This window comes from Verrucosispora sp. WMMA2121 (genome assembly GCF_027460185.1).
GTDB lineage: Bacteria > Actinomycetota > Actinomycetes > Mycobacteriales > Micromonosporaceae > Micromonospora > Micromonospora palythoicola.
Genome location: NZ_JAPZBH010000006.1, coordinates 3,929,009 through 3,940,789, shown reverse-complemented (window position 1 = coordinate 3,940,789; position 11,781 = coordinate 3,929,009). Strand labels below are relative to the sequence as shown.

The window sequence follows — 11,781 nt, the reverse complement described above, 5'->3', positions numbered from 1 at the left end:
GGCAGTGGGAAGAATGGCGGCTCGTGGAGGTGGACCCGGCGACCGTGGTGACGCTGCTGACCGCCGCTGCCCTGGCGGGCTGGGTGGACGCCGTGGTGGGTGGTGGTGGGCTGCTGCTGTTGCCGGCGTTGCTGGTGGCGGCTCCGGGGCTGCCACCGGCGACGGCGTTGGGGACGAACAAGTTGGCGGCGATCGCCGGCACGTCGACGGCGGCGGTGACGTACGCCCGCCGTACGAAGATCGACTGGGTGGTGGCGGGGCCGGCGGCGGCGCTGGCGGTGGTGTGTGCCGGCCTGGGCGCGGCGTTGGCCGGTGCGGTGCCGCCGTCGGCGTACCGGCCGGTGGTGCTCGTGGTGCTGGTGTCGGTGGCGCTGTTCGTGGTGCTGCGTCCCGCGCTGGGGGTGCTGGCGGTGCCGCAGCGGCGGACCCGGGCGCGGGTGGTGGTGGCGGTCCTGGTGGCCGGGGTGGGCATCGCCGCCTACGACGGGTTGATCGGTCCGGGTACGGGCACGTTTCTGGTGCTGGCGTTCACCGCGCTGGTGGGTGCGGATTTCGTGCACGGTTCGGCGATGGCGAAGGTGGTCAACGCGGGTACGAACGCTGGTGCCCTGGCGGTGTTCGCGGTCACCGGGCATGTGTGGTGGCTGATGGGCGCGGCGATGGCGGTGTGCAACATCGCGGGGGCGTCGGTGGGCGCCCGGATGGCGTTGCGGCGTGGTTCCGGCTTCGTGCGGGTGGTGCTGCTGGTGGTGGTGCTGGCGTTGGTGGCGCGGTTGGGTTACGACCAGTGGGTGGCCGGGTGACAGTGCCGGCGCGGTGCGTGTGATCATCGGCGGGTGGTGGTGCGTGCGGAACACGACCGGGCCGTCCTGGCGGGTCTGCTGAGCCGGGATCCGGTGTTGCACGCCTACCAGTTGGGCGATCTGGACGACTTCTTCTGGCCGTACACGTCGTGGTTCCGGCGTGGCGATTCGGTGGTGCTGCTGTATCACGGAGCGGTGCCGCCGACGCTGCTGGCGTTCGCGCGGCCGGCGCAGGTCGGTGCGGTGGCGGCGTTGCTGGGTGAGGTGGCGCCGGTGCTGCCGGCGCGGTTGTCCGCGCACCTGTCCCCCGGCCTGGAGTCGGCGTTGGGCGGCACGTTCCGGGTCACCGCGGCGGGGCCGCATCGGAAGATGGCGTTGACCGACCGGGCGCGGCTGGCGGCGGTCACGCCGGCCGGTGAGGTGCTGGGTCGGGCGGACCTGCCCCGGCTGCACGAGTTGTACGCGGCGGCCTACCCGGGAAACTGGTTCGACCCGCGGATGGTGGACACCGGCCGGTACGTGGGCGTTCGTGACGGTGAGCTGCTGGTGGCGGTGGCGGGCGTGCATGTCGTCTCCGCGGCGCACCGGGTGGCGGCGGTGGGTAACGTGACGACCCGGCCCGGCTGGCGGGGTCGGGGGCTGGCGGGGGCGGTGGTGGCTCGCCTGTGTGGGCTGTTGGCCGCCGAGGTCGACCATGTGACGTTGAACGTGGCGGCCGACAATCCGGTGGCGGTGCGGTTGTACGAGCGGTTGGGGTTCACCCGGGTGGCCGACTACGGCGAGTTCACGCTCGTGGCGCGCAAGGGGTCGCGGATGGCTGGTTCAGCCGCGGCGGGAGGAGTCGAAGCGGCCGGCGCGGATCTCGCGTAGGGCGCGGCGGCGGGTTTCGCCGCGCAGGGTGTCGACGTAGAGGCGGCCGGCGAGGTGGTCGGCCTCGTGTTGCAGGGCCCGGGCGAGGAAGCCGCTGCCGGCGATGGTGAGGGGTTCGCCGTGCTGGTCGTAGCCGTGGGCGGTGGCGTGCAGCGCGCGGGGGGTCGGGAAGTACAGCCCGGGGATGGACAGGCAGCCCTCGTCGTCGTCCTGGAGTTCGTCGGACAGTTCCAGCGTCGGGTTGACCATGTGGCCGCGGTGGCCGTCGGCGTTGTAGACGAAGACCTGGACGTTGACGCCGATCTGGGGTGCGGCGACGCCGGCGCGGCCGGGCGCGCCGAGCAGGGTGTCCATCAGGTCGGTGACCAGCGTACGTAGTTCGGTGTCGAAGCTGGTGACCGGTTCGCTGGGGGTGCGCAGCACCGGGTCGCCGATGATTCGGATGTCCCGCATCGTCATGTCGGCAAGGTTATCGGGCGGTGGCGGCCGGTGCGGGTCGGGTTCACCTCAGGGCGGCGCGTACCGGCGCGGTCTTGGCGGCGGCTTCGGCGACCTCGGCGGCCGGGTCGCTGTCCCAGGTGATGCCGCCGCCGGCCCAGACGTGCACGGCGGTGCGGTCGACGGCGGCGGTGCGGATGGTCAGGCCGAGGTCGATGTGGTCGGCCCCGATCCAGCCGAGGGCGCCCATGGCGGCGCCGCGGCCGACGGGTTCGAGGGCGGCGATGTGGTCGAGGGCGGCGAGTTTCGGTGCGCCGGTGACCGAGCCGCCGGGGCAGACGGCGCGCAGCAGGTCGGCCAGGCCGAGTCCGTCGGCGACCTCGGCGCGGACGGTGGATTCGGCCTGCCACAGGTCGCACCAGCGGCGTACGGCGAACAGCTCGTCGACGCGGACGCTGCCGGTGCGGGCGATGCGGGCCAGGTCGTTGCGTTCCAGGTCGACGATCATGATGTGTTCGGCGCGTTCCTTGGCGGAGGTGAGCAGGTCGGCCCGGCCGGCGGTGGTGGCCGCCCGGGTGCCTTTGATGGGTCGGGTGGTGAGGGTGCCGGCGCGGACCTCGACCAGGGTTTCCGGGCTGGCGCAGCCGATGGCCCAGCCGGGGCCGGTGAGGACGCCGCCGTAGCGGGCTCCGGGCAGCCGGCCGAGGCGGGCCAGGGCGGGGACCGGGTCGCCGGTGTAGGGGGCGCTGGCGTGTCCGACGAGGTTGACCTGGTAGACCTCGCCGCGGCCGATGGCCTCGCGGATCGCGGTGACCGCCTCGGCGTGCTGGCGTGCGCTCCAGCTCTCGGTCCAGGCGCCGCGCCACCACGGCGCCGGCGGGTCGGGACGCGTCGGCGCCGCCTCGGTGTGGCCGTAGACGACGACGGCCACCTCGGGCAGGTCGGTGGGGTTGGGTGCGCCGGGTGCGCCGCCGGCCAGCAGGGCTCCGGCGGCGGCGGAGACGTAGAGGGCGGCCCCGCAGACACCCTGCCGGTGGTGCTGGCGTGCCGGGCGGGCCAGGTCCGGCAGGTGCAGGCCGTGCTCGGCGAGGAACTGTTCGGCGTACCCGGCCGGGTCGCCGCCGTCGGCGGGGTGCCACTGCCAGCGGGCCCGTTCGACGAGCCGGCCGCGGCAGGACGCGGGAACCGCGGGCGGATCGACAGCCATCCGTGGGAGCGCTTCCACGACGTCTGGGCGGTTCATGCTCATCCGTTCAGCGGATTTCCCGCGCACCACGCGGACATCCGGTCGATGCGGCACGCTTCCGCTTGGTACTGTGCGTCACTGGTCATGTGAACCATGACACAGTGCCCCCACAGTCCGGAGAACCCGATGTGCCAGCACCAACCCACCTGTCCCTCCGCCGAAGCCACCGACCGGGAAGCCGCCAGGGTCATCGCCTGTTTCCGTGAACAGGGCTGGAGCCTGCTCTGCAACGGAGTCATCGTCTTCGAGGACACCGGCGAGCTGCTGCCCGACGGCAGCAGCATCGCACCGCACCGAGGCCCCGCCCGACACGCCCTCGCCGCCTGAGACGCCGTCACGGTCCGTCACGACGTCTTTCCCGCGCCGACCCAGGCTAGTCCCCCGGTCAGGGACCGCCACGACCAGGTCGGCGCGGCACCGGACCGGTCAACTCTCGTAGGCCTGCGGTGACGGGCACGAGCAGACCAGGTTCCGGTCGCCGTACCCGCCGTCGACCCGACGCACCGGCGGCCAGTACTTCCCCACCCGGTCCATCCCGGCCGGCCACGCACCAACCGACCTCGGGTACGGGTGCGGCCAGTCGTCGCCGCCGATCATCTCCGCCGTGTGCGGCGCGTTCGCGAGGGGGTTGTCCCCGGCCGGCCACTCACCCGAACCCACCTTGTCGATCTCCGCCCGGATGGCGATCATCGCGTCGCAGAACCGGTCCAGCTCGGCCAGGTCCTCGCTCTCGGTCGGCTCCACCATCAACGTCCCCGCCACCGGGAACGACATCGTCGGCGCGTGGAACCCGTAGTCGATGAGCCGCTTGGCCACATCGTCGACGCTCACCCCGGTCGCCTTCGTCACCGGCCGCAGATCCAGTACGCACTCGTGCGCGACCAGGCCCTTGTTGCCCGCGTACAGCACCGGGAAATGCTCCCGCAGCCGCGCCGCCACGTAGTTGGCCGCCAGCACCGCCACCCCGGTCGCCCGGGCCAGACCGTCGGCGCCCATCATCCGCAGGTACGCCCACGGGATCGGCAGGATCCCCGCCGACCCGTAGCGGGCCGCCGCGATCGCCGGCCGCCCGTCCACCGGCGCACCGGTCGGGTCACCCGGCAGGAACGGCGCCAGATGCGCCCGCACCGCCACCGGACCCACCCCCGGCCCGCCGCCGCCGTGCGGAATGCAGAACGTCTTGTGCAGGTTCAGGTGCGACACGTCCGCCCCGAACCGGCCCGGCCGGGCGAACCCGACCAGCGCGTTGAGGTTCGCCCCGTCGACGTACACCTGCCCACCGGCGTCGTGCACCTTCGCGCACAACTGCGCGATACCCGTCTCGTACACCCCGTGCGTCGACGGGTACGTCACCATGATCGCCGCGAGGGTGTCCCGATGCGCGTCGATCTTCGCGTCCAGGTCCACCAGGTCGACGTTGCCGTCGGCGTCGCAGCCGACCACCACCACCCGCATCCCCGCCATCACCGCGCTGGCCGCGTTGGTGCCGTGCGCCGACGACGGGATCAGACACACGTCGCGGTGCCGCTCACCCCGGCTGCGATGCCACGCGCGGATCGCCAGCAGCCCCGCCAACTCGCCCTGCGAACCGGCGTTGGGCTGCACACTCACCGCGTCGTAGCCGGTCACCTCCGCCAGCCAGCTCTCCAACTGGCCGATCAGTTCCCGGTAGCCGGCGGTCTGCTCCGCCGGCGCCAACGGGTGGATGTCCGCGAACTCGGCCCAGCTCACCGGCTCCATCTCGATGGTGGCGTTCAGCTTCATCGTGCACGACCCCAACGGGATCATGCCCCGGTCCAGGGCGTAGTCGAAGTCGGCCAGTCGACGCAGGTACCGCAGCATCGACGTCTCCGACCGGTGGGTGCGGAACACCGGATGGGTCAGGAAGTCACTGGTGCGGGCCAGGGCCGCCGGCAACCCCTCGGGCACCTCCCCGTCGACGCCGTCGACACCGAAGGCCGCCCACACCACGGCCACCTGCTCGACCGTCGTGGTCTCGTCGCAGGAGACACCGACCCGGTCGGTGTCGACCAGCCGCAGGTTCACCCCACGCCGCCGCGCCTCGGCGACCACCTGCGCCGCCCGACCCGGCACCCGCGCGGTCACCGTGTCGAAGAACGCCACCTCGGCGACCTCGACGCCACCGGCCCGCAGTCCGGCGGCCAGCCGGGCCGCCATCCGGTGGGTACGGGCCGCGATCTCCCGCAACCCGTCCGGACCGTGGTAGACGGCGTACATGCCGGCCATCACCGCCAACAGCACCTGCGCGGTGCAGATGTTGCTTGTCGCCTTCTCCCGCCGGATGTGCTGCTCACGGGTCTGCAACGCCAACCGGTACGCCGCCGCGCCGGCCGCGTCCCGGGACACCCCGACCAGCCGGCCCGGCAGCATCCGCTCCAGACCGGCCCGCACCGCCAGGTAGCCGGCGTGCGGCCCACCGAAGCCCATCGGCACCCCGAACCGCTGCGTGGTGCCCGCGGCGATGTCCGCGCCGATCTCCCCCGGCGACCGCAGCACCGTCAACGCCAACAGGTCCGCCGCGACCGTCACCAGCGCACCCGCCGCGTGCGCGGCCTGCACCAGCGGGGCGTGGTCGCGCACCGCACCGGACGCCCCCGGGTACTGCAGGTGCAGACCGAAGAACTCCGCCGGCAACGGCTCGACGTCCAGGTCCAGCACCCGCACCTCGATACCGAGCGGCTCCGCCCGCCCGGCGAGCACCGCGACGGTCTGCGGCAGCGCGTCGGCGTCGACCACGTACACCCGGCTGCCGGCCTTCGACGCCCGCCGCGCCAGGGTCATCGCCTCCGCCGCCGCGGTGCCCTCGTCGAGCATCGACGCGTTCGCCGTCGCCAGGCCCGTCAGATCCGACACCATGGTCTGGAAGTTCAGCAACGCCTCCAGCCGACCCTGGCTGATCTCCGGCTGATACGGCGTGTACGCCGTGTACCAGGCCGGGTTCTCCAACACGTTGCGGCGGATCACCGCCGGGGTGTGGGTGCCGTGATACCCCAACCCGATCATGGACACGGCGACCGTGTTACGGGCCGCCAAGGCCCGCAGCTCCGCCAGGGCCTGCGGTTCGCTGGCCGGCGGCGGCAGGTCCAGCCGGCCGTGCCAGCGGATCACCTCGGGGATCGCCGCGTCCATCAACTCGTCGATCGAGGCGTACCCGACGGTGTCCAGCATGCGGCGCTCGTCGTCGGGACCGGGACCGATGTGACGGTCGGCGAAATGCTCGGCGGTCATGGGCGCTCCTGCGCGGGCGGGGTCGACAGGTCGGCCCTCCCCCTCTGTCACACCCGCGGGCGCTCCACAGTGCCTGACCCGACGTGGTCCTTCTGCCTGAGAGGTTCCGGGGAGGATTTGCCCCTTCGGCGCCGCCCCGGTGATCGCCAGGCGGTCTCTCCCACGTCGGTGCTACCGGCGCGATCAACGCTACCAGCGTGCCGGACGGCCCGCACCGAACCCCCTGACCCGCCCCCCGCTCACCCGCCGACCGGACTCGGCACCGCCGGCACCGCCGACGGTGCGGCACCGAGCAGCCGGTCGGCCAACGCCGGCAACACCCGCCCCAACGGCGCCGGCACCCGCAGGCACGCGTACCCGTCACCACGGGTCGGCCCCTGGTTCACGATCACCACCGGCACGTCGCGCTTCGCCGCCCGTACCACGAACCGGCGCCCCGACATCACCGTCAACGACGACCCCAGCACCAGCAGCAGCCGGGCCTGCTCCACCAACGCGAAACACGCCTGCACCCGCGCCGCCGGCACCGTCTCACCGAAGAACACCACGTCCGGCTTGAGCAGCCCACCACAGGCCACGCAGTCGACCGTACGGAACGCCGCCACCTGCGCGTCAGCGAGATCCACGTCACCGTCCGGGTTGACCTCGACGGCGTGGGCGACGAACCCGGGATTGGCCGCCCGCAGCCGCCCGTCCACCTCCGCCCGCGACGTGCGCCGCCGGCATCCCAGACAGACCACCTCGTCGAGCCGCCCGTGCAACTCCGTCACGTCACGGCTACCGGCCGCGCCGTGCAACCCGTCGACGTTCTGCGTGATGATCCCCGTCACCAGCCCACCCCGCTGCAGGCGGGCCACCGCCCGGTGCCCGTCGTTGGGTGCCGCCCCGGCGATCAACCGCCACCCCAGGTGACTGCGCGCCCAGTACCGCCGACGCGCCACCGCGTCGGTCAGAAACGTCTGATACGTCATCGGCGTGTGCCGGCGCGCGACACCACTGGGCCCCCGATAGTCGGGAATGCCCGACTCGGTGGACAACCCGGCGCCGCTGAGCACCACCACCCCACCGGCGGCCACCAGACCCGCCAACGGCTCGATCAGCTCCTGCACCCACCCATCGTGCCCCAGCACCACCGTCAGCGACGAACACCACCGGCGGCGGCGGTGAACCGCCACCGGTGGCACCCCGGCGAGCCGGGCGGTCTAGGGTCAGCGCTGCTGGTGCCGAGGCAACGACCGGGCCGCCGCCGCACCGGCCGCCGCCGGCTGCGCGCCGATGCGCTCCATGGTCCGGGACAACTGCTCACTGCCGTCGTCCAGATGCCGCGCCGCCGCCTGCATATGCGAGATCATCATCTCGCCGTAGATCCGCAGTGCCTCCCGCGCGGCCACCCCGTCGTCGAACGTCGGCCCCGCCGCCACGTGGTAGTCCTGCACCACCCGCTCCGCCTCCTGACGGGCCTCCTCCACCGCCGCCCGCACATAGCTCTCGTACTGGGTACGGGCATACTCGGCGACCCGCCGCGCGTAGTCGTGCGCCTGCGCGATGATCTGCTCGGCCTCCCGCTGGGCCGCCGAGAGCAGATTCACCTCCTTGGCCGCCGGCACCTTCGACGCCGGCTCCGAACTCGGGATCACCCCGTGACGATGCAGCTCCACATGGTCGTTGAGCCGCTCGTTCTCCGCCCGCAGGTTCGCCACCTGCGTCGACAGCAGATCCAACTCATCGGCCACCTGCACCCGGAACCGGTCCACGTCGTTCTGGTCGTACCCACGCCGCCCGAACGACGACGACCCGAACTCCCACCGGCGCACCCGGTCGGCGGTCATCCGCACCTGCGCACCAGTGGCGACCTGCCCACCGTCGTACCGGCCGACCGGGACCCCACTCACCGCACCGGCCCGCCACTCGCGGCCACGAGGCTCACTCACCGGGCACCTCCGGAATCGTCAGAGACAGCGGGGCCTCCCACCGCCGTCCGCCACGAGGGGCCGTACCAGTGCCTACCCAGACCCTCGTGATGCACCTGCCCGGCATGGAAGCCGGACCGGGTCAGAATCGCCACCGTGTGCGACACCATGTCGTCGGAACCACACACGTACACATGCCGGGACCGCCAGTCACCGTCGGCCAGCGCCCGGTCCACCGGATACACGAACTCCCCCGGCCGGTTCAGGTCCAACCCGACCACCTGCGTCACCGACAACCACGGATACGAGGCGGTCAACTTCTCCAACGCGTCACCGTCGTAGAACTCACTGCGTGACCGTGCCCCCACGTACACGTCGACCCGACGCCGGGACCCCTCCGCGGCCACCTGCTCCACCAACGCCTTCAACGGCGCCCAACCGGTACCACCGGCCAACAGCAGCAGATCCGCCGAACCGGCCGCCCGCAACGTCAACCCGTCACCCACCGGAGCGGCCAGATGCACCTGGTCACCCACGGCACACCCGTACACCAGCCGGGACGACACCGCACCGCCCGGCGCGGCCCGCACATGCAACTCCACAGTGCCGTCCGCACGTGGCGCGTTCGCCGGCGAGTAGTACCGCCACGACCGCACCGCCGGATGCGACACCCCGATCGACTGACCAGCGGTGAACGGCAACAGATACTGCGGACGCAACGTCAGCACCGCCACGTCGAACGCCCGCCGCTCGTGCCCCACCACCTCCGCGGCCCACCACGGTGGACTCGTCGCCTCAGCGGCCTGCGCCGCCTCGGTCATCACCTGCGCCACCAGCCCGTACGCCGCCGCCCAGTCCTGCGCCAACTCGTCGGTCCACTGATCGGCGAGGAAATGCCGCAGCGTCGCCAGCAACGCCTCACCCACCGCCGGGTAATGCTCCGCCCGCACCGCGAACTTACGGTGGTCGACGCCCAGATCCTGCAGGAAACCCACCAACCGGTCCACCTGGTCCACCTGGGACACGATGTGCCCGAGCGCGGTCACCAGCCGATCCCGCTGCCCCGCCATGTTCGTCGGGAACATCTGCCGGGTCTCCGGATACGCCAGGAACAGCGTCGAATAGAAGTAGAGCGGCACCTGGTCACCGTGCTCGGCGACCAGCGACCAGCTCTGCTTGAGCCGGGGCACGTCCACGCTCAGGCGCCCGCCTGGTCCCCGCCGGCCACCACCTGGTCCTGCACCTGCGCCAGCACCGCCTGCACGTCGGCGATGATGTCACCCGGCACACCCAGCAGCGTCAACGTCGCCGTCAGATGCTCACCCACCTTGACGTAGTGCGCCACCGGGATGTTCAACGGCCGGTGCGCCGACGCCAGGTCCCGGCCGGTGTACTCGTTCGGACCACCGAGCACCACCGCCAGCATCAACGCCAGGTGCCGACGCTGCCCCGCCATGTCCACCTCGGCGAAGTAGCCGGCAAGCTCCGGATCGGCGAGCACCCGGTCGTAGAACAACTCGACAGCGGCCTTCACCGCCGCCGCCCCACCGATGCGCTCGTAATGCGAGACCGGAGCGGTCTCTTCGGTAACCGTCACGGTTGTTTCCTTCCGTCGTGAGGGGACGCGCGGTGTCAGCGCACGCGACGACAACCCGCCGACGTCTGCACCACCCCACGGCGGCGTCAGCCGGCAGACCGTGTCGGACGATAGCGTGCCCCGCCCGCCCCGTCACCGGCGACCCATCGGATTCCCGACAACAACCAGACACGAAGAGTCACAAAACTCACTCCGGGTCGTCACCCGAGCCACCCGGCGCTGTCACCGAGAGTGCACAACCTGGACCGACGGAACAGCGTCACCAGCGGCAGCGCGACCGCGGGACACCACAGTGGACCAACTCAACCCGCCCGCCGCCGGGCCCGCCGCGCGGCCAACTCGTCGCCCACCGCGCCACCCTCGGCGACCTCAGCCGGACCCGGCTCCACCGACACCGCCGCCGGCTCCGCCGGCAGATGCGACAACGAACCCTGGATCTCCTTGAACGCGCCACCGATCGCGATGCCGAACACCCCCTGGCCGCCCTGCAACAGGTCGACCACCTCCTCCGGCGAACGACACTCGTACACCGTCGTCCCATCGGAGATCAACGTGATGCCGGCCAGATCCGCCACGCCCCGCGACCGCAACGCCTCGATCGCCTTGCGGATGTTCTGCAGCGACACCCCGGCGTCCAGCAGCCGCTTCACCACCTTCAACACCACCAGGTCGCGAAACGAGTACAACCGCTGCGTGCCGGAACCCGAGGCGTCCCGCACACTCGGCACCACCAGAGCCGTACGCGCCCAGTAATCCAACTGGCGGTAACTGATCCCCACCGCGTGGCAGGCCGTCACACCCCGGTACCCCACCGCACCGTCACCGTCAGTTGCCGACCCGGGCATCCCACCCGGCTCACCCGACACCGCACCCTGATCGGAATCCCGCGGCTCGTACATCCGGACAACCTCCCCGTCAGTGCGGTGCCACGCCGCTTCCGGAACGCGCACCCCTCGACACGGCAACCCTATAGCGACCGCCAGGAGTTACCACGGAGAAACCGTCGCGACACGCCGCGCATCGACAGCGATGACCATCACCATAACCGACAGTCACCGCCCACACGGCCTTCCCACCGACACCGGCAGGGCCGAACTCTCAGCCGGCGAAATCCTCCGGACGCACCTGATCCAGGAACTCCCGGAACTTCTCCACCTCGTCCTCCTGCTCGTCGGGAATCACGATCCCCGCCTCGCTGAGGACCTGCTCGGCACAACGAATCGGCGCACCCACCCGCAACGCCAACGCGATCGAATCACTCGGCCGAGCCGAGACCCGCACCCCATCACCGATCAACAGATCAGCGAAGAACACGTTCTCCTTCAACTCGGTGATCTCCACCGCCCGCAACGGCGCCTTCAACGCCGCCAACACATCCCGCAGAAGATCATGGGTCAACGGGCGCGCCGGCTTGACACCCTGCTGCTCGTAAGCGATCGCCGTCGCCTCGACCGCGCCGATCCAGATCGGCAGATAGCGGTCCCCCTCGACCTCCCTGAGCAGGACGATCGGCTGGTTGCTGGGCAACTCAACCCGAACCCCGACCACGCTCAGCTCGCGCACCGCCGCCTCCGTGTCGTTGTCACCTACGCCGCACCGCGCCCTTCCCTGCACGGTACACGGACCGCGACACGGCCGTCGCATGCGCTGCACGCACCCACGCCCGCG

At 71.6% G+C, this 11,781-nt stretch carries 12 protein-coding genes and 1 riboswitch; of the genes, 3 read left to right on the top strand and 9 right to left on the bottom strand.

Annotated features, from left to right (window positions below):
* Window positions 1-23 precede the first annotated feature (23 nt).
* Window positions 24-803 carry a TSUP family transporter gene (locus O7605_RS26640; RefSeq protein ID WP_269741712.1) on the top strand — a complete coding sequence of 260 codons (780 nt, stop codon included), beginning with the start codon at window positions 24-26 and terminating at the stop codon, window positions 801-803.
* Between the two features lie 33 nt (window positions 804-836).
* Window positions 837-1,673 carry a GNAT family N-acetyltransferase gene (locus tag O7605_RS26635; RefSeq protein ID WP_269741711.1) on the top strand — a complete coding sequence of 279 codons (837 nt, stop codon included), beginning with the start codon at window positions 837-839 and terminating at the stop codon, window positions 1,671-1,673.
* On the opposite strand, the gene def is transcribed toward O7605_RS26635, so the two are convergent.
* Both def and O7605_RS26625 read right to left on the bottom strand, forming a co-directional pair.
* On the bottom strand, window positions 1,626-2,132 hold the full coding sequence (gene def / locus O7605_RS26630) for a peptide deformylase (protein ID WP_269741710.1): 507 nt from the start codon (window positions 2,130-2,132) through the stop codon (window positions 1,626-1,628). The two genes, O7605_RS26635 and def, sit on opposite strands and share 48 nt — an antisense overlap.
* A 43-nt stretch (window positions 2,133-2,175) precedes the next feature.
* Window positions 2,176-3,387 (bottom strand): chorismate-binding protein, encoded by a 1,212-nt coding sequence (locus O7605_RS26625; protein WP_269742755.1) that lies wholly within the window; start codon window positions 3,385-3,387, stop codon window positions 2,176-2,178.
* A 96-nt stretch (window positions 3,388-3,483) separates the two neighbouring features.
* Here O7605_RS26625 and O7605_RS26620 point away from each other — a divergent pair, with 96 nt between their 5' ends.
* A complete protein-coding gene (locus O7605_RS26620) occupies window positions 3,484-3,684 on the top strand; it encodes a DUF5999 family protein (RefSeq protein ID WP_093402410.1) in 201 nt (66 codons plus the stop codon).
* 99 nt (window positions 3,685-3,783) lie between these two features.
* Here O7605_RS26620 and gcvP read toward each other — a convergent pair whose 3' ends face one another.
* The 7 genes from gcvP to O7605_RS26585 all read right to left on the bottom strand — a co-directional run bounded on the left by gcvP (window position 3,784) and on the right by O7605_RS26585 (window position 11,676).
* On the bottom strand, window positions 3,784-6,606 hold the full coding sequence (gene gcvP, locus O7605_RS26615) for an aminomethyl-transferring glycine dehydrogenase (RefSeq protein ID WP_269741709.1): 2,823 nt from the start codon (window positions 6,604-6,606) through the stop codon (window positions 3,784-3,786).
* Between the two features lie 74 nt (window positions 6,607-6,680).
* Window positions 6,681-6,779, bottom strand: a riboswitch (glycine riboswitch).
* 66 nt (window positions 6,780-6,845) lie between these two features.
* Window positions 6,846-7,715: an NAD-dependent protein deacetylase gene (locus O7605_RS26610; protein WP_269741708.1), complete on the bottom strand. Its 870-nt coding sequence runs from the start codon at window positions 7,713-7,715 to the stop codon at window positions 6,846-6,848.
* A 99-nt stretch (window positions 7,716-7,814) separates the two neighbouring features.
* On the bottom strand, window positions 7,815-8,537 hold the full coding sequence (locus tag O7605_RS26605; protein WP_269741707.1) for a DivIVA domain-containing protein: 723 nt from the start codon (window positions 8,535-8,537) through the stop codon (window positions 7,815-7,817).
* A complete protein-coding gene (locus O7605_RS26600) occupies window positions 8,534-9,712 on the bottom strand; it encodes a globin domain-containing protein (protein WP_269741706.1) in 1,179 nt (392 codons plus the stop codon). The genes O7605_RS26605 and O7605_RS26600 overlap by 4 nt, the downstream gene beginning before the upstream one ends.
* 2 nt (window positions 9,713-9,714) lie before the next feature.
* Complete coding sequence (locus O7605_RS26595; protein WP_269741705.1) at window positions 9,715-10,113, bottom strand: group I truncated hemoglobin; 399 nt, start codon at window positions 10,111-10,113, stop codon at window positions 9,715-9,717.
* A 302-nt stretch (window positions 10,114-10,415) separates the two neighbouring features.
* Window positions 10,416-11,012, bottom strand: a complete 597-nt coding sequence (locus O7605_RS26590) for a MerR family transcriptional regulator (protein WP_164449894.1) — start codon at window positions 11,010-11,012, stop codon at window positions 10,416-10,418.
* Window positions 11,013-11,211: 199 nt separating this feature from the next.
* Window positions 11,212-11,676 carry a bifunctional nuclease family protein gene (locus O7605_RS26585; protein ID WP_269741704.1) on the bottom strand — a complete coding sequence of 155 codons (465 nt, stop codon included), beginning with the start codon at window positions 11,674-11,676 and terminating at the stop codon, window positions 11,212-11,214.
* Between the last annotated feature and the right edge of the window lie 105 nt (window positions 11,677-11,781).